We start from the raw sequence: 18,563 nt of genomic DNA on the forward strand, positions 1-18,563 counted from the left end.
TCTCCATGAAAAAAAAGATCATATATAGCTTAGTTTTAATGTGGATGAGCTTTTGTCTCTCCGCTACGGCCCAAAACACGCTGCGCGGTAAAGTCGTTGACGATCAAGGGAATGGCCTTGGTAACATCACTATTATTAATACCACAACAGGACGCGCCCTGGTTGCAACCAACAACGATGGAACGTTCACCGTGTCACTCAATGGAAAAACAACACTACTTTTTACCGCATTGGGCTATGTCAATAAACGCGTGTCCGTTGCGAACAATCAAAGTACATTAAACGTCTCGTTAACGCCTTCGGATCAAGGTATCGAAGAGGTTATTGTCACGCGCGGGTATGTAAAGCGCCCAAAGGAAACATCTACAGGTGCATCCACTATACTAACGGCAGATGATATTCGAGATGTGCCAGGACCACTCGAATCGTTGTTACAAGGTAAGGTGCCCGGCATGAATATCCAAGTAAATACAGGTGCGCCAGGCTATAGAGGAACGACACAAATCCGCGGCCTTTCGACGCTGACCGTCACGGGATCGGGCAACGAATCTATACTGATGCCTACCTCGCCTTTGTATGTAATCGATGGCGTCCCACTGGATGCCGATAGAGCTTCAGAAATGGGCTTACAGCAGCAAGGTCCAGGTATTAGTCCCCTATCAATGATTCCGCCAGAAGATGTCGAGAGTATTGAGATACTGAAAGATGCCCAAGCAACCTCTATGTATGGATCTTTAGCGGCATACGGTGTAATTATCATCAATACCAAAAGAGGTAACTCGGAAATACCGCGCATCAATTATACAAACAACACATTTATTAAAACACCTCCCAAACTACGTCCAACCCTTGGCGGGAATCTGGAACGAAGGCTCAAATTACAACAGATATACGGAAATGCGTTAACGCAGGCAGATATCGACCGCATTCAAAGTACACCGCATTTATCAGATAGTTTGAATGCTTATTTCAACAACTCAACAAACTGGCAAGACCTCTATTTTCAAAAGACTTTTAACCATAGTCACAATTTAAGTGTTGACGGTGGGAACAAGATTCTTTCCTACAAAGCGAATTTGGGTTACTACAGCGAAACGGGGATTATCCGGAACACGGGATTTGATCGTTATTCTACCAACTTACGTATGGATTACAGCCCAGACAATAAGCTCCGCTTCACGGGTCAAGTATTTGCGCAGGTCGGAAAAGTAAATAAAGGGGACGGTACTGGGATCTTGCAATCAGGCGTTGCCAAAGGCGGCCTTTCTTCGACCTTGCTCCCCCCTCCTTCTTTCTATCTGGCTTCCTCCGATTATATATCTTCCATCAGTACGAAAAACACGAATAATGTTCGTTTAATACGTCCGTTTATCGAAGGGTCGTACGAGATCGTAACTGGATTACGCCTTACATCCGCCTTTAGTTATGAGTTTGTATCCAGCACGGAGGACACCTTCACGCCGGCGGCTGCGAACAACCAATTTTCAAAAGTTTACTCTTTCGCAGGACGTGAAACACAACTTTATAGCCGAAGTTCATTGAATTACGTGACCTCAATTAACGATAACCATAATTTATTTTTTAATTTATTTAATGAGGTACGCAATGTGTCGCGACAAAACTCTGTTATCAGTCAGGAGCGTACCCCGAACGACATTTTTCAAGGCCCGCTCGGTTTTGATGGTTACTTTTCACGTGGTGGTGGCTTGTTGGATAACTTTAAAGATGAACGTGCAGTCTCATTTGCAATGTCTACTTCCTACGACTACAAACGCCGATATGTAGTCGATCTTTCTTACCGTATGGACGGTTCTTCCGGAAACGGATTCGGAAACCTATATACGAAAAATCCAGCGATCGGCGTACGCTGGAATGCGCATCATGAACCCTGGATCAAAGACTGGGCACCTTGGTTGAATGTGGGATCAATCCGTGCAAGTTGGGGTATAAACGTCATGCCTAATAGCACATTGGAACGGATATACGGACGTTATAATATCCAAGGAAACTATAACCAACAGCAAGGAATCGGTATCGATTTTGGACAAATTCCAAACCCGAACTTGAAACCAACCACATCGATGCAGTATAACCTTGGGCTCGACCTGGTATTATTCAACAACAAGATCGACTTGGTGTACGATACCTATTATAAAAAGGTTGACAACTTACTATTTGATCAGTTCTTAAACTCATCGGTTGGCTTCAATGTTCTAGCTTCAAATGATGCCGCGATTGCAAATTACGGACATGAGCTTGCCCTTAATATACGTCCACTACCTAATTCGAGCCCTTTTACGTGGACATTTTCAATTAATGGCGCACTAAATAAAGACGTACTGCTCAAACTGCCTTCTCATTATGGCGGACAATTTATAAAGTGGAACTCGGATAACGTGAATGGGCAAAACATCGTTTTCCGTGTCGGGACCTCTACCCTGTCGAATTACCTTTTACTTAATGAAGGGGTATATGCACGTGATGAGGATGTGCCAGTCGATCCGGCAACGGGTTTGCGCTACCGTACGCAAGATGGAACATTTTTCGAGGCGGGAGACCCGATATGGGTCGACCGTAACGGTGACTACATACTGGATACCCGCGATTACGCGCGAACAGGAAACTCACAGCCACTAATTACAGGGGGGATACAGAACACCTTTACCTACAAAAATTTCCAGTTGAGCGTCTATGCTTCATATACTGCAAAACGAACCATCCTCAACAATGCGCTCGCTGAACGTATGGGACTGATGGCCGATCCCTTTGGACAAGGAGAAGACAATAAAGTTGTTGTTCCGCTAGAGGAATATGACATGTGGCAGCAGCCGGGCGATATCGCGAAGTACCCATATGCTTATGCTTATACCCGTAGCGAGACGGTTAGGCCATTTCGTTACGATCAAACACTATGGCAAGAAAACGGTAGTTACTTAAAAATTAACAACATTATCCTCGCCTACAACTTTCCTCGTCCCTTCCTAGAGCGGTTTGGCCTACAGCGCCTGCGTGTATACGGCTCCCTGGACAATATCGCAACGTTTTCAACGTATAGCGGACCAAACCCAGAAAACGTGACGAGTATGGGCCGAGATCTTTCTAACGGCTATCCCGTCCCACGAACATATAACCTAGGTTTAAATCTTTCATTTTAATCACCATGAATAAGCAGCATTTTATCAAGAACTATAGAACTCTCGCCAAGCTTGTGATTACGGCAACAATATTGATTACCAGCAGCTGTCAAAAATATCTCACGGTAGACCCAATCGACCGGCTAACAGGTAATAACTTTTACCTCTCTAAAGCGGATGTCGAATCCAACATGGCTTTTGTTTATGCGAAATTCTTTTCGAAGATTCAGGAAAGTTGGGTTATGGGTGCTACGGGCGAGGCTCGTTCAGGGGAAATAATTGCATCGCCGCAGGCCGGCGACGCTCGAACGCGCCCACTTGACCCTGCTGAACGAAGGGTCGTTGAAATACTAGGCAATAATGACTTATTAACGGCCATTTACAACCCGATCTACGGAGACTACAAACTCGAGAATATTACTAAATGGGATGGTTATTATCAGGTTATCCAAAGCCTAAATATATTATTATCGAAGTTGGATGAAGGTATCCCTGGTGTCGAGGGAGCTGATAAAGACCGCTATGTTGCCGAAGCAAAATTCATGCGCAGTTTCACCTATTTTTGGATGGTTCGTCTGTATGGCGATGTAGTTTATTATACGGAACCTTATTTTTCAGAATCCTTGCCACGCGAAGATATGGTCTCGGTAATAAACAAATGTATTGCGGACCTAGAGCCCGAAAAAGAAAAAATAACCTGGACGCTAAGCGATCCGGCCGAGCGTGGTGCTCGTCCCGCAAGGGGAGCCATCGTAGCACTCTTAATGCACATGAATGCTTGGAATGCTTCCTTTGATCGTGGAAATAGCACGAGCTACCACACGAAAATTACGGAGCTCGGTAAAGAGCTGATCGACAGCAAAGCACATCGTCTCTACCCTATGACCGAAGATTCGTGGGCGGCGGTTTCTAAAGGACGGACCGAGGAATCTTTATTCGAATTTTACCAAAGTGTCAATTATGGTGATGCGACATTGTTTCCAGAGACTTTAGATGTGTTCGATGTACGAAATCACTACCAATTTTGGAGTCATTTCCTTCGCTGGCCTTATCTTTTCCCACGCCATGACAAGTCCATTAGTCCAGCTTACTTTAGCTCGATTTATATGGAGAAAATATACCCTACCGGAGAGGCAGACAAACGGCGCGACGTGTGGTTTGAGGATATCCTTTCGGATGATGGGCAATTTGTGATGAAAAAATTCGGTGGAAATGTTTATACCTCGGGTAACGAAAGCGGATATCCTGACAATTCCATTATCATCTTCCGGTATGCCGATGCGATTTTATTATACGCTGAATCTTTAGCGGAATTAGATCGTACTGCCGAAGCGACTGCAGCAGTTAACTTAGTGCGCAGCCGCGCACAGGCATCCAGCTATAGCGGTGAAGGCGGTGGTGCTTTGAAGAACTTCATCTATTTAGAGCGGTGCAGAGAGCTTATCGGTGAGGGACAGCGCTACTTCGATTTGATTCGTACGCGTCGCATACTTAACGCCGAGTGGACCATGGCGCCAATGAATATCGATCAGTACAATCGGCGAGCATGGACATGGCCCTTAAACGAGAGCGCACGAATTTACAATCCGCAAATTATATTAAATGAATATTGGACTACAACAGGCAGATAATACAATGAAAACACTAAAAAAAATCATGTTTAAGGTCGTCGCATTAGTATGTGTAACTTGTATCTATGCTACTTCATGTTCCAAAGACGATTATTATACCGATGGGGAGCGCGCAGTTGCCGAGTTCGACGGTACTGTAATGGATTACCTCGATAGTAAACCACGCGAGTTTGATACCATCGTACAGATTATCCGACTAGCGGGAATGGAAGAGAAGTTTAGCAGCGAAGAGTTTACTTTCTTTGCGCCTCGCGATGAGGATATAAAGAGTCTAATCGGTGACGTCAACACGAATGGACTAAATAACCTGTTATTTAGTTTAGGTCTGGATACCGTTAAACAGCTTAGCGATGTGGATTCAGTGATTTGGAATTTCTATCTCCATCGCCATATTTTCAATGGTAAAAACAAACTCGCCGATTACCCACAGGTAGACTACAACCTAATGAGCGTATATGGCGGTCAGAATTACAGTTCGCAAGGCGATGCAGTATTTAATATCGGTGTAAAATATAACGATGCGGTTAGCTCCGACGGGAATTCTGTCTTAAAGTACATGGGATACCGCCAACTCCATATCGCCTACATCACAGATCTGGGCGAACCGACGGTATTCAATGCCATCCCTGTTGCATCTTCCGATATACAGCCTACTAACGGCATTGTCCACGTCTTAAATTACGTGGATGGGCAGTTCGGGTTTAGTGACTCACAGATAAGATCAGATATTATTCAAAGCAAAAGGTAGGATTCATGAAAAATGTATTAAAAAATTATTTATTTACGCTATTGTCTTGTCTTTTTATGCTCAGTAGCTGCGTGAAAGAAAGCACGTTTTTCTCCGAGCCTTATCAAGAGGGTAAGCCAGCACTACCTGTCGTATTCGATCGATCACAGCCACCAGTCCCCGCACAAGGGTCGGAAGGTACACTTGTGAAGCTCAAAATAGCGGGATTATCCGAATTCCGGGATAAGGCAGTCTTCAAGTTTAATGGACAACAGGCGGAGATTATCAATGTCACCGACACGGAGGTCGAGGTGCGCGTCCCGGCTTATGCAAGCACGGGGGTTACTTCTATAACGATCGATGATATTGTCGTATTCGGGCCGGAGTTCGATGTCGAAGGAAAAGTGAAAATTGACCCTACTTGGGAGGCCATACAGGGTACCAACAACTGGGTAAACAACCGCTTGGTGCTCCCCGATGGAAAAGTAATTTTCGTAGGGAGTTTTACGGATTACAATCGTCGTGGTTTAGTACGGCCAATAAACCGTTTGGTACGCACGTATTCCAATGGTGTTTATGACGTGAGTTGGAGAACGGGGCTCGGAGCGAATGGTTCGCTGAATAGCATCACACAGATCGGCGATCGATATTATATTGCGGGTTCGTTTTCGGGATTTGATAAGAAAAATGAAAGCATCTCCAATGTTACCAGTTTACACCTCACCGGGGGATTAGATTCTATTGGTATTAAACCATTCCGAAGGCCGGATCAAGCTGATACTACGAAATATGTCCCAAAATTCAATGGTGGTTTTAATTCGGCTGTTTCGAAACTTTATCCAGACGATGACAAGCTCATTGCTACGGGTAATTTCCGCTACTATGTTAGCCGCCGTTACGACCAGCCCAACCAGCGCGAAACAAGGGATTCGGTTATCTTGGATAGTATCGAGATACGTCACGTGGCGCGTCTGAATCTCGACGGAACCTTAGACAAGACCTTCCGCTTTAGCGGAAATACCCCGTTTGCCGGCGGTAACGGAAGTGTTGCGACCCTGCGTCACCAAACGGGTGCATTAAAGGGGAAGATCGTTGTATTTGGGTCTTTCACGACGTTCGACAAGGTTAATGTAGGCTATATTACGCGGCTGAACCAAAATGGTACGATTGACGAGACGTTTAATACCGGTGGCACGGGCGCCGATTACGCAATATCAAATGTAACCTTCAACGAACATACCCAAAAATATATGGTTATAGGACAATTTAAGAGCTTCAATGGGAAACCGGCACAATTCATGACCCTGCTCCATGCAGATGGAACGGTCGATGAAAGTTTCAGGGCGAGAAGTTTTGTTGGCGGGACCGCAAACTACGCAAAGCAGCTAAACGATGGACTCATTGTGGTCTCGGGTAGCTTCTTAACCTATGATGGGATTACAAGAACCCGCTTTATGATCCTGAAGTCCGACGGTAGCCTCGCTGCATCCGACTTAAATGCTACCGGACAGTTCGCCGGCTCAATAACAAAAATCGAAGAAACGACATCCGAAGACGGCAAACGAGCCTTATTGCTGATGGGAAACTTTAATAAATTCAATAACCAAGACGTATCCAACCTAATTAGAGTAATTATCGAATAAATGAAGCTCATGAAAAAGAAAACGAAAGTAAACGCGATAAAGCTTCTGGTATTCTCCTTGATTGCCACGAGTGTATTTAATAGTTGTAACCAAGAGTTTACAAAGATTATTCCATCCGGAGAAGAAGACGAGGAACTGGTCGATATCGAATATGGGCAACCTAAAGTCCTTTTATTGATTGTCGACGGTGCGCGCGGGCAGTCGGTTCGCGATGCGAAGACACCGGTATTCACGCAGCTATTACCGCAAGCAATTCATAGCTGGTCATCGTTGAGTGAAGAAGGTGCGCAGGGCATTGCCGCCAATTGGACGGATATTATAACCGGGGTGGGTATCAATAAACATGGTGTGGTTGATAATGATTTTTCAACGAACAAGTTGGACTTGTACCCTACTATTTTCTCGAGAATAACCAACTTTAATAGTGATTCAAAATTAGCGCTGATCAGTGCCGACCCACAGTTTTTGGAAAATTATGGTAACGATGTGACAACCGAGCAAGCTTCTAGCGATGAAGATGTTACCAGTAAAGTAAAAACCGCACTTCAGGCGGATGACTGTACGATGATTACAGCACACTTCCAGGATGTGCAACGTGCTGGATTGGAAAGTGGTTTCGATCTTTCCTTCGACACTTACAGCGATGCTATCTACACTTTTGACAGCCAAGTTGGTGATATTTTAGAATCGCTCAACCAGCGTGAAAACTTTGACCAAGAAAAATGGTTAGTGGTTATCACGTCCAGTCAGGGAGGAGAATTTACGATTCCGGAATCCGAGAACGACAACACTGTATTTAGTGAACCTGCAGTGAACACATTTACGATTATGTATTCACCAAGCTATAGTTCAAAATTCATCGGTAAACCCTATATCGGTAATAAATTTTCTGGCGAATTCATGCGCTTTAATGACACAAAATATGCGGAATTACAATCCAATGAAAATGAATTATACAACTTGGGAGACGAGGATTTCACGATCGAAATAAAAGTAAAGAAGAATCGAGGATCGAATAATAACTACCGATTCAGCCACCCCTCTTTAATTGGTAAAAGGGAAACTTGGCAAGGCGGATGGGATCAAGAATTAATGAATGGATGGGTCATCCACTTGTCGGATAACTTCTGGGTTTTCAACGCGCGTGGTGATACGGGGTACGGGGAGATTAAGGCTGACGAAAACCAACGCCTAAACGATGCAACTTGGAACACCATCACGGTTGTGGGTTTACAGCGTGAGGGTGAGCGCTTCGTGCGATTATACACCAACGGAGAATTCAACCGCGAGGGGAATATCACCGGCTGGGGAAACATGGATTCTGACTGGCCGCTACGTATAGGATTTCTTCCGACACGTGAGGGCTGGCGGTCGGACGCTTACTTGGCTGACGCCAAGATCTGGAAAATTGCGATGCCCGAAGATATGGTTGCCCAGTATAGTTGTGAGGTCGGTGTGGACCCCAATCACCCTTATTACGATTATCTTGCCGGATACTGGCCACTCATGGGGGCCAACTCAGAAGGTATGGTGTTTGACGAGGGACCATTCGGCGCAAACTTGACGCTCGGTGAAGCTGGTTACCCAACCACATTATTAAACGACTACATATGTACGCCCTCCACCGAGGAACTCGGCCAGCTAGTACCACGCACGTTCGATGTGCCGGCACAAATTATCAGCTGGTTAAAAGTTCCACGGCAGCTCAACTGGCAATTGGACGGACGCGTATGGTTAGATAAGTAACTCGAACATGACAACGATGAAAAAAATAAAACATATAGGCTCAATCCTGGTGCTACTTTGCATAGTAGCCGCTTGTCAAGAATCCAGTTTAGAAGATTTTAATCTTACTGATGCGGGCAGTGTCCTGGTGTCTGCGGGGTCTACAACGGACAATATTACCAAAACGAATGAATCGATTACCGTTACGATTGGTTTAGCCTTGAGTGGGCCGTCCTCACGTGCATTCGAGATTGGATTACGCGTCAACCAAGAAGCTGTTGAAACACAAATTGCAGCGGGTACGTTAACTGATGTATCTGCGATTTCTGCTGCTGCAATCCATATCGACAATGTTGCCAAAGTTGATTATGGGTCCGATCGCGCGGTATTTAAGATAACGATTTCTCGAACCGAAGTAGAGAGATACTTCGGCGAAGATATCGCTATTGGCTATACCTTGGCTAATGCCAGTAAAGACAACACGGTGGACAAAAATAACGATACAGGTGTCATTGTATTGAGCACTAACGAATTGCTTAGCAATGAGGATATTCACTTTATTTCCTTGCAAACCGGCGGCGAAATAATAAACGTCAGCGATCGTTTGAACTACACGAGTGCGTCGGGAGGGATAAACATCCCGATTATGGCGAGCTTGGCGAGCTTCCCTGGGAACGCTTTTTCGGTGAACATCAGCGCCAATGCTGACACCATCAGTGATATGGTGGGTAACCAAATTCTTCCAGAGAATACCATCGCCATGCAAAGCGACCAATATACCGTCGGTTCAAAATTAAACTTTACCAGCAACTCGAGTGAAGCAACATTCTCGATCGACGTACCTTGGAGTACGATCAACGATAACGAAGGAAAGTATCTGGCGATTGTCGTCAGCCTATCGGACCCTAGTTTGCATCTAGTTGATCCATCTAAAAATTCAACGACCGTGCTGATCGATTGTAATAATATACTGGAAGAAGATGTTACCAATTTAGGGGTTTTTTCCGTTAATAGAGACAATGACGGTGGACCGGACGCCAATGAAGGGTCAAACAAACTGATTGACAACAATTATTCTTCGAAATTCCTCCAAGGGAATTTCACGGGTGACCTTGAATTGACGCTAGTGTATGATCAAGCACAAAAAATCGGTGCCTACACCTTTACCTCAGGTAACGATGCAAACCAGCGTGACCCCAATTCGTGGGAACTCCTAGGCTCAAACGATGGACAGACATGGACAACTGTCGATCGTCGCGAATCCGAGGTCTTCGAAACGCGGTTAATGACGCGGCGTTTCAATGTAGCCTACCCCGTAGCATATACGCATTACCGCTTAAAAATAACTTCTATTGTAGGAGGTACGAACCTGTTCCAAATGACTGAGTGGCGAATGATAAAAGTACGTTAAGACTTAAAAAGAACAAATTATGAACATAAAATATTTTTTTATAATTGGCCTTCTACTAAGTGGAGTTACTGCTTGTAGCGACAAAGACGATCCGATTATTGATAATGAAGGGTTACTTGCCAAGCCTACAGCGGCATTTACCTATCAAACCGTCGATGCAAAGGATCCTTTCACCATCAAGTTTGTGAATAGCTCGACAAATTATGTAGAAGCGCAGTGGTCATTTGCCGACGATAGCACCTCGTCCACAGCATCACCTGTACATACATTTTTAAACACGGGCTCGTACAATGTGAAAATGGTCGTCCAAAATGACGAAGGATACTGGGCGCAGCGCGAGGAATTAATCGATATTCTACCGGAAAAATTGGTAAAACTAGTTGCAAAACCTTCGAGTGATAACCTTCAGATGAGTTATGATACGCCGATAGAGGTAGAAAGTATACAATGGTTGGAAATGGTCGATGCCAACACATATATCGTTCGCTCGCAAGAGCCAACCATGGATGTTAGTATTCCCGAGGGCGAATTTAAAACAGTTTTTGTAACCTTACAAACACCCAAAGGATCGACATTAAGTTTAGAGATGCTACTTACTGGCCGGGGTGTCGTGCAGGATATGACGATCTTAGATAGTGAATTCTCCATCTCGCACGAGAATGGCTCTGGGAGAGATGCGGGGGAAGGATCCTTAAAACTTATCGATAACGACATCAACACCAAGACCTATGTAAACGGTGTAAACGATGATTATTTCTATTGGCAGTTCGATTATTCGCAGCCGACAGTAATTAACGGGTATGCAATGACCTCGGGCAACGATTCAGAAAGCCGCGACCCGAAAAGCTGGGAAATCATGGGTTCACAAGATGGTGAAAATTGGGATGTGATCGACACACGGACCGATGAAGTGTTCACCGAACGTAAGCAAACGCGCAGATTTTCCTTCGACAACAGCACGCCGTACGCTTATTACCGAATTCATATTATATCGCGGATATCCAGCGGTAGTTTTCAATTATCGGAATTTCGAATGTTGAAACTCCCCAAGTAATTGCTTAAGACGAAGGGCGCATAAAAAAATTGTAATAGGTGAAGTTTGATGTTGTAGTTTAGCGAAACCTATCTTGAGGATTCATGGCTCTTTTATGAGCCATGATCCTTCATTTTGTTTTAGGGTATCTTTCTACTCACGCGTTCTATTTACGACCGACTCACCGGCAAACAAATCCTTGAGTGCCTATATCACGATCGCTCCGCCGTATGCCCCATAGCGGTTGGACCAAGTTTTTTAGCTAACTTTGTGGGCGGAATCAAAATATACAAGGCGTGTCATTAGAAAAATTAAAATTAAGCAAGCGGTTAACTGCATCAGTGAAAGAATTAGGTTTTCTTTCAGCCAAAGAAATTCAGTTAAAGACAATGTCTAGAATCCTTGGCGGCCATGATATAGTTGCTATTGCACCAGAGGGAGCGGGAAAAACGACAACCTATATACTGAGCGTGCTAACTAGTTTAAAATTCGAACCGGCCGAAGCTCCTAAAGTGCTAATTTTAGCGCCCGATCAGGAGCGTATCACTGAAATTGTAGATCAATTTTACACCTTAAGTAAAAATAAAAATTTAAGCATTGCCGGCCTACGTACCGGTGGTAGCATGGAAGAAGAGATCGATACACTCGTCGATGGAATCGATATTGTTGTAGCAACTCCAAGCCGCGCACGTGCCGTATATCTTAAACTGGGACTCAATTTAAATAAGCTAAAAACATTCATCGTCGATGATGCTGAGGAAATCATCAAGCAAGGGATGTCAAATACCGTTCGTGAGCTTGCCCAAAGTGCACAAAAATGTCAACACCTAGTTTTTAGTACAGTTGAGCACGATAAACTGCATCATATGATTGATGTTTTCATGAAAGCGCCAACGACCATCGAAGCAGAAGAACCCTTGGAGCGTAAGCTTGATGTGTACCCACAGTTCATCTACCATGTGCCGAACTTCACCACAAAAATTAACCTTTTAAATGTATTACTTGCCGATCAAGAAATATTTGACAAGGTTGTATTACTTGTAAACACACGCCATACCGCAGAGAAATTGGCCGAATCGTTATTTCAGACCCAGCCCTATGAAGTAGCCATATTAAATCCGCTATTCTTTGAGACGTTTGGATTTGACGACATCCAAGGATTTAAAAAGCGTCCGGACTGCCGCGTGCTAATTATAGCAAACGAACACACCGATGAGGTCGATTTAAACGATATACCATTTATCATTCACTTTGAACTCCCAGAGCATTCTGAACAATACGTCAAATATATTGTCCGGTCGACCGAAGAGGAAGTGCTTGCTTTTACACTCGCAACCGACATCGAACTACCGAGCGTCAAGCGTATCGAACAGCATACGGGTGAAAGAATGCAAGAGATGGAACTCCCAGACGGTGTCATTATTTATGATCCAAATAAAAAAAGTATTAAAAATAACCAAGCGCAAAAAGATGCCGAAAATAATCGCGGCGCCGCTTTTCACACGAAGAAAGCTAGCAATGCGAAAACCTATAACATAGGTGCGGGTAAAAAGGCGCGACAAGAGATGAAAAAGAAAAAAGGCTAGCATCTCTTATGCCAGACTTCGCGTGACCAAATTCTACTGATTTTTTGATCATGTTGTTACTCCGCGCTTCACGCGTTATGCTATTTTACAGTTCAAATGTACAAGGCTGATTGCGCACTTGGTACATTTCATCTAAAACCGAGGCGTTCAAAAAAGTGGTGTCCTGGTCTTTATACATCCCGTAGCCCTCGTGAATATGTCCAAAAATATGGTATAGCGGCTTCACCGCCCGAACGGAATTAAGAAGGTCGGCGCAACCAGTAAGCTCATCGCCGACTGTTTTATCAAGAATTCCACGTGGCGGACCGTGCGTAATCAAAATATCGAGCTCTGCCGGAATCAGGGCCCAATGCTTCCTGATATCCTCGCCCGGTAGCCTGTTAAAAGCCCAATTATTAAACCAAGGCGTGATTGGCGAGCCCCAAAACCGCAGACCTTCTAATTCAACACCCGAATCGTTCAAATAAGTAACTCCGGGAGGAATCCATTTTAGAATTTCGTATTCGGGTAATGCTTCAAAGAAAAAATCATGATTGCCCGGTATAAAGATCTTATGTGGATGTTTTAGACTAGCAAACCAGTCGAAAAATGCGACCACTTCGTGTTTACGCCCCATCGAAGTTACGTCGCCTGCATGTATGATTATGTCACCATCAGGAATTTCTATTTTGCCGTGCTTGCCATGTGTATCAGAAAGGGTTATAATTTGCATGAACAAATCTAAAACTTTTCTATTAACTCACATCGCAATTTCCGACCAGAACATTGTATTATCGTAGAGTTATAGGTCCTCTAGTGAATTGAATTTATCATTCCTTGAAACACATTTTTCACATCCAGGTGTAAAACTAGCACAAAAAACAGTCGAAATATCGCTATATAGTCTATAATCCCCCCAAAAAAAACGAAGGAGAGCGTGTTATTCGAATATTAAAACACTAAATAAAGTAATCAAACACATTTATTGATATTACACTTGCGATATCAATTATAAAACCAACATATAAGACTAAAAACCACAACTAAAATGGGATAAATTAATTTTTATCGATAAACCAACATGCTAAAACACTATTATTAACACAAAATAAGACTAAAATCTATACTTTATTAACTATATTTACTTAAATAAATTAAAAACAATAAAAAGACATCGATAAATACCAACACAATACACAAACAGATAGAATGAGTGAGATTTTAACCGACAAATACGGACGTATACATAACTATCTTCGGATTTCTTTAACAGATAGTTGTAACTTAAGGTGTTTTTATTGCATTCCGGAGGAAAATTACGCCTCTACACCGACAAAAAACTTGATGCAGCCTCATGAAATCGAGACAATCGTAAAAACATTGGTTGAAAACGGCATCAATAAAATCAGATTAACTGGCGGCGAGCCACTTGTGCGTAAGGATATCCGGGACATACTAAAGGTATTCGCGCAGTTCCCCGTTGAACTACATATGACCACCAATGGGATCCGGATTGACGAGCTACTTCCGCAAATCATAGCAACTAATTTTTCAAGTATAAATATTAGCTTAGATACACTAAGTCGTGAAAAATTCCTAAAAATAACACGACGAGACTATTTTGATAAAGTTCGCGCCAACATTGACCTACTCCTTCAACACGAGCTCAAAGTGAAAATTAACGTCGTTATGATGAAAGGGGTCAACGACGAGGAGCTAGTTGATTTTATTGAATTGACAAGATCAAATAATATCGACGTTCGGTTTATTGAGTTTATGCCGTTCGACAATAACAAATGGACGAGCAATCAAGTCATGACATATCAAGAGATTACGGATCAGCTCGCACGCTCTTACGCTTTCGTACCGATCGCCGGTGAAAAACACGACACATGTAAATTGTATTCAATACCGGGCTACCAAGGTCGATTTGGAATTATAAGCACGCTTACGGCGCCATTTTGTTCGGAATGCAATAGAATCCGGCTGACCGCGGATGGAAAACTAAAGAATTGCTTATTCTCCAAACATGAAACGGACCTACTTAATCCACTACGAAGAAGTGAAGCCATACTACCGTTAATTAAACAAAATATTCTCGCTAAAGCCAAAGGACTCGGTGGTCAGCTGAAAACCGATTTCACTATGATTCAGCCCGAAGTGCTGCAAAACCGTAGTATGATATCAATTGGCGGGTAATTTTAATAATTTGCTACTGACAAGATAAAAACATTGCTATTTATCCATATCTGTCTCACGCAAACCGAATCGGACTCATTAGATTACACTTTTAAAATTGATGAAATAGATGTGTACGCCCTAGAAAACAAAAATCAAAAGACCGAGTACGCGCGAGCGAATCTACACTTACCAAAGGGACAAGAAAGAAAATCCGTTGTATGTGGGAACGAACATAGATTCAGCGGACTGTTTACACGAACACGCTATTGGGAAAGGCCGCAATGGAATAAACAGATTATCTATTTTAATGCTAGCAACCGTATGAACGAGTATCATTCCATAAAAACGCTTATATTTTACGACCACTGTAGTGTGAAAATTTGGAAACGGATTTCTCTTAACATAGGGCGGAATAATATCTTTGATAAAAATTACGCACTCAACCAAAGTGAAGACGTAACGGGGCGTATGTTTTACACAATGCCTGCTTTATAAATTTTAAGCTATGGACTGGTTTTACATACTACTTTTTTTTGTTGCTTTTTTATATGCATCGGTGGGGCATGGTGGCGCGAGCGGATACTTGGCACTTATGGTACTCTATGGTGTTGCACCACAAGCGATGAAACCCACTGCACTCGTACTTAACCTATTTGTGTCATTAACTTCTTTTTTGCAGTACTACACGGGAAATCATTTTAAGAAAAAGCTATTTTTATCAGTTGCAATAGGATCTATCCCTATGGCCTTCATAGGGGGTACAATAAACTTAGACGACTATTTATATAAACAAATATTGGGCGGGTTATTATTCTTTCCTATCATCAAATTTTTCTTTTTCAAAAGCGCTGACCATGATAAACTTAAGGATTCCAATAACTACATCGCCCTTGTTATAGGTGCAATTGTTGGCTTACTTTCAGGCATGATTGGGATCGGTGGAGGAATCATACTTTCCCCTATACTAATTTTACTGAAATGGACGAATCAAAAACAAACCGCCGCAATAAGCGCAGCGTTCATATTCGTAAACTCGATAGCTGGCCTTGGAGGCATGTTAACCCAAGGCATCGTATTTAATAATCATATGTGGATCTATGTGATTGTCGCATTTAGCGGCGGGATACTAGGGGCATACGTTGGCGCTCGAAAATTAAATCAAGAAGGGTTAAAATATGTACTTGCCTCCGTATTGGCGCTCGCTTCTTATAAATTACTTTTCACGATACCAAAATTATGAAATTATTACTAACGGTTATCCCAATTTTGAATCTATGTATGCTTTGCGCGCAGACAAATGATGTCCGCGGCAAAACAACTTTTTGCAATAAAATAGTCTGGATCTCGAGTAAACATATATACGCTTTGGATCAACGATCGTCAGAAAGCATAGTAATAAGCAATCATGCAGAACAATACAAAAGCACCTTCCACGAAGTAAAATCCGTCCATTTAAAAGACGTCCTAAGAGATATATCGTTCGCGGAAAATTTGCCAAAGGAATTCAGCAATTATTATATTGTGTGCACTGCGCGAGATAATTATAAAGTTGTATTTTCGTGGGACGAACTGTTTAATACGAACGTCGATGACGGCCTCATTCAGGTATGAAATATCCAGGAGGCTTCCGGCGGAAGTCAGGAAGAAAGTTTCGCATTGCTTTCACCCACGGATGAAGTCACCGGTCACCGGTAAGTAAAGAAACTAAAGAGTTTAACAATATTACATTTGAAATGATGAGTATTACCATTAAAAGCTATGGGTCATTGGTTGACGTGCTTGGAGACACCCTCACACACAAGGCAACCAATACAGATGCGTTAATCGACGACATTAACAAAGCATTTCCAAAATTAAAAAATAGCAGTTTTGTGATTGCCGTTAATAACACGGTAATTAAAACAAACACTCAACTTAAACAGGGAGATCAGGTGGCTTTAATGCCACCCTATTCGGGAGGTTAAAAATGAAATTAGAAGAGCGCTACGCGAGACATTATGGCTTACGTGATTTTGGCCCACAGGCTCAAGAAAAGCTACAACGAGGTTCGATACTTGTTATTGGAGCGGGCGGACTAGGATGTCCGGTGTTGCAGTACCTGACCGCTTCAGGTGTTGGTAAAATTGGAATCGTCGATAACGACCGAATCTCTTTGAGCAACCTACATCGGCAAATACTATATGACAGTACACAAATCGGTGAATACAAAGCACAGGTTGCATCCGACAGACTGAAATTACTGAACCCGCTGGTCAATATTCAAACATATATCCTCTACATTTCTCCAGAGAATGCCATCGAATTAATCGAAGGTTATGACATTGTGATTGACTGTACGGACAACTTTTCTACACGTTATTTGCTCAGCGACATTTGTATGTTACTTGATAAGCCATTGATATTTGGAGCAATATTCGAATACGAAGGACAAGTTGCTATATTCAATAAGGCTGATGAAAGAGGGAATCAAACAACCTACAGAGACTTATTCCCCACCCCTCCAAATCCACTCGACTCGCCAGACTGCAATGAAAGCGGTGTGTTGGGTGTTTTACCGGGCGTAATCGGTGTGCTCCAGGCAACCGAAGCACTAAAACTGTTAACCGGTGTTGGAAATCCCCTTGTCAATAAATTAATGATCATCAATATTAAAGACTACAATACCGTTATTGTTGATATCTCTCCCAAGCAGCGAGTAAGCGACAGTTTCGCTCCTAGTTCGCTGGCGGAATTTGAAGACTTCGATTATGCTGTTCATTGCGGCATAAAAGGAAATAACGTACCATCGATTAGTTCCCAAGAGTTTCTCACGATTCAGGATTCAAGTAAGGTTCTAATCCTTGATGTACGCAACACACACGAATTTCCTAAATTGCAGTGTAAACATATCCAAATCCCATTAAGTCAGCTATCCGACTCGTTGCAACAAATCGATAAAAAGGAGATAATCGTCGTATGCCAAGAAGGAAAAAGAAGTCAGGCGGCCGCACAAATGCTTACAGAGAAACTTGGCACAAGTTATTCCATTCGCAATTTGGAAGGCGGACTTTCAGCTATGACGCTTTAATCACGATGGAAAACCGAATCACGAACATATTTACTGAAGGAGCAATACCTGTTCAGATGATAACGGACTCTATTCTCCGGCACGAGTCGAAAACCGGCGTCGGGGCGCACGCGCTGTTTCTTGGACAAATTCGAGCTGACCCTATCGATAACAAACCGGTATTAGCCATACAATACACGGCAAATATGGATCTCGCAATGCTGCAAATGGAGGCAATCAGCGAGAGCGTTTCTAGCAAATATGCCCTAGACAGCATCCTAGTTTACCACAGTTTGGGATCAGTCAGTGTGGGGGAAATCTGCTTTTTTGTTTTTGTTAGCAGCGAGCGAAGAAAAGCTGCCATAAGCGCTTGTGAAGAAGTTGTCGAACGCGTAAAAAAAGAGCTCCCAATTTGGGGGAAAGAATTATATGCCGACAGCACGTATACATGGAAAAAAAACTATTAA

Annotated in this window: 15 protein-coding genes; 14 read left to right on the forward strand and 1 reads right to left on the reverse strand. The window is 43.0% G+C overall.

Translation table 11 applies throughout. The features are described from left to right. The first annotated feature begins 5 nt into the window (after positions 1 to 5). From FM107_RS08650 to FM107_RS08685, 8 genes are all read left to right on the forward strand, one after another. Complete coding sequence (locus FM107_RS08650) at positions 6 to 3,155, forward strand: SusC/RagA family TonB-linked outer membrane protein (RefSeq protein WP_086948110.1); 3,150 nt, start codon at positions 6 to 8, stop codon at positions 3,153 to 3,155. Between the two features lie 5 nt (positions 3,156 to 3,160). Continuing rightward, complete coding sequence (locus FM107_RS08655; protein WP_086948111.1) at positions 3,161 to 4,765, forward strand: RagB/SusD family nutrient uptake outer membrane protein; 1,605 nt, start codon at positions 3,161 to 3,163, stop codon at positions 4,763 to 4,765. A 4-nt stretch (positions 4,766 to 4,769) separates the two neighbouring features. Beyond that, complete coding sequence (locus tag FM107_RS08660) at positions 4,770 to 5,513, forward strand: fasciclin domain-containing protein (protein WP_179204443.1); 744 nt, start codon at positions 4,770 to 4,772, stop codon at positions 5,511 to 5,513. A gap of 5 nt (positions 5,514 to 5,518) precedes the next feature. After that, the gene (locus tag FM107_RS08665) at positions 5,519 to 7,135 is read left to right on the forward strand and encodes a DUF5008 domain-containing protein (RefSeq protein ID WP_086948113.1); all 1,617 of its coding nucleotides are present in this window, start codon (positions 5,519 to 5,521) and stop codon (positions 7,133 to 7,135) included. A 9-nt stretch (positions 7,136 to 7,144) separates the two neighbouring features. Next, positions 7,145 to 8,881 (forward strand): DUF4983 domain-containing protein, encoded by a 1,737-nt coding sequence (locus FM107_RS08670; RefSeq protein WP_179204444.1) that lies wholly within the window; start codon positions 7,145 to 7,147, stop codon positions 8,879 to 8,881. Positions 8,882 to 8,897: 16 nt separating this feature from the next. After that, complete coding sequence (locus tag FM107_RS08675; RefSeq protein WP_143559459.1) at positions 8,898 to 10,271, forward strand: discoidin domain-containing protein; 1,374 nt, start codon at positions 8,898 to 8,900, stop codon at positions 10,269 to 10,271. A gap of 19 nt (positions 10,272 to 10,290) precedes the next feature. Then, a complete protein-coding gene (locus FM107_RS08680; RefSeq protein WP_086948116.1) occupies positions 10,291 to 11,325 on the forward strand; it encodes a discoidin domain-containing protein in 1,035 nt (344 codons plus the stop codon). Positions 11,326 to 11,600: 275 nt separating this feature from the next. Further along, positions 11,601 to 12,890, forward strand: a complete 1,290-nt coding sequence (locus FM107_RS08685) for a DEAD/DEAH box helicase (RefSeq protein ID WP_086948117.1) — start codon at positions 11,601 to 11,603, stop codon at positions 12,888 to 12,890. A gap of 85 nt (positions 12,891 to 12,975) precedes the next feature. Here the strand turns inward: FM107_RS08685 and FM107_RS08690 are convergent, their stop codons facing one another. Beyond that, positions 12,976 to 13,602 carry a metallophosphatase domain-containing protein gene (locus FM107_RS08690; RefSeq protein ID WP_086948118.1) on the reverse strand — a complete coding sequence of 209 codons (627 nt, stop codon included), beginning with the start codon at positions 13,600 to 13,602 and terminating at the stop codon, positions 12,976 to 12,978. A 476-nt stretch (positions 13,603 to 14,078) separates the two neighbouring features. Between FM107_RS08690 and moaA the strand changes: the two genes are divergently transcribed. From moaA to FM107_RS08725, 6 genes are all read left to right on the forward strand, one after another. Then, complete coding sequence (gene moaA, locus FM107_RS08695) at positions 14,079 to 15,068, forward strand: GTP 3',8-cyclase MoaA (RefSeq protein ID WP_218778941.1); 990 nt, start codon at positions 14,079 to 14,081, stop codon at positions 15,066 to 15,068. Positions 15,069 to 15,101: 33 nt separating this feature from the next. Beyond that, entirely contained in the window at positions 15,102 to 15,545 is a 444-nt protein-coding gene (locus FM107_RS08700) for a hypothetical protein (RefSeq protein ID WP_086948119.1), read from the forward strand. Between the two features lie 10 nt (positions 15,546 to 15,555). After that, positions 15,556 to 16,290: a sulfite exporter TauE/SafE family protein gene (locus FM107_RS08705; RefSeq protein WP_086948120.1), complete on the forward strand. Its 735-nt coding sequence runs from the start codon at positions 15,556 to 15,558 to the stop codon at positions 16,288 to 16,290. A gap of 493 nt (positions 16,291 to 16,783) precedes the next feature. Then, the gene (locus FM107_RS08715) at positions 16,784 to 17,014 is read left to right on the forward strand and encodes a MoaD/ThiS family protein (RefSeq protein ID WP_086948122.1); all 231 of its coding nucleotides are present in this window, start codon (positions 16,784 to 16,786) and stop codon (positions 17,012 to 17,014) included. Positions 17,015 to 17,016: 2 nt separating this feature from the next. Then, positions 17,017 to 18,117 carry a HesA/MoeB/ThiF family protein gene (locus tag FM107_RS08720; protein WP_086948123.1) on the forward strand — a complete coding sequence of 367 codons (1,101 nt, stop codon included), beginning with the start codon at positions 17,017 to 17,019 and terminating at the stop codon, positions 18,115 to 18,117. A 5-nt stretch (positions 18,118 to 18,122) separates the two neighbouring features. Further along, positions 18,123 to 18,563, forward strand: a complete 441-nt coding sequence (locus FM107_RS08725; RefSeq protein WP_086948124.1) for a molybdenum cofactor biosynthesis protein MoaE — start codon at positions 18,123 to 18,125, stop codon at positions 18,561 to 18,563.

This window comes from Sphingobacterium sp. JB170 (assembly GCF_900163865.1).
Taxonomy (GTDB): Bacteria; Bacteroidota; Bacteroidia; order Sphingobacteriales; family Sphingobacteriaceae; genus Sphingobacterium.

Bases quoted from the DNA above. Each gene is read 5' to 3' on its own strand.
- moaA (WP_218778941.1), top strand. From the start codon at position 14,079: ATGAGTGAGATTTTAACCGACAAATACGGACGTATACATAACTATCTT.
- FM107_RS08705 (WP_086948120.1), top strand. From the start codon at position 15,556: ATGGACTGGTTTTACATACTACTTTTTTTTGTTGCTTTTTTATATGCA.
- FM107_RS08680 (WP_086948116.1), top strand. From the start codon at position 10,291: ATGAACATAAAATATTTTTTTATAATTGGCCTTCTACTAAGTGGAGTT.
- FM107_RS08690 (WP_086948118.1), bottom strand. From the start codon at position 13,602: ATGCAAATTATAACCCTTTCTGATACACATGGCAAGCACGGCAAAATA.
- FM107_RS08675 (WP_143559459.1), top strand. From the start codon at position 8,898: ATGAAAAAAATAAAACATATAGGCTCAATCCTGGTGCTACTTTGCATA.
- FM107_RS08725 (WP_086948124.1), top strand. From the start codon at position 18,123: ATGGAAAACCGAATCACGAACATATTTACTGAAGGAGCAATACCTGTT.
- FM107_RS08665 (WP_086948113.1), top strand. From the start codon at position 5,519: ATGAAAAATGTATTAAAAAATTATTTATTTACGCTATTGTCTTGTCTT.
- FM107_RS08670 (WP_179204444.1), top strand. From the start codon at position 7,145: ATGAAAAAGAAAACGAAAGTAAACGCGATAAAGCTTCTGGTATTCTCC.
- FM107_RS08655 (WP_086948111.1), top strand. From the start codon at position 3,161: ATGAATAAGCAGCATTTTATCAAGAACTATAGAACTCTCGCCAAGCTT.
- FM107_RS08650 (WP_086948110.1), top strand. From the start codon at position 6: ATGAAAAAAAAGATCATATATAGCTTAGTTTTAATGTGGATGAGCTTT.
- FM107_RS08660 (WP_179204443.1), top strand. From the start codon at position 4,770: ATGAAAACACTAAAAAAAATCATGTTTAAGGTCGTCGCATTAGTATGT.
- FM107_RS08720 (WP_086948123.1), top strand. From the start codon at position 17,017: ATGAAATTAGAAGAGCGCTACGCGAGACATTATGGCTTACGTGATTTT.
- FM107_RS08715 (WP_086948122.1), top strand. From the start codon at position 16,784: ATGATGAGTATTACCATTAAAAGCTATGGGTCATTGGTTGACGTGCTT.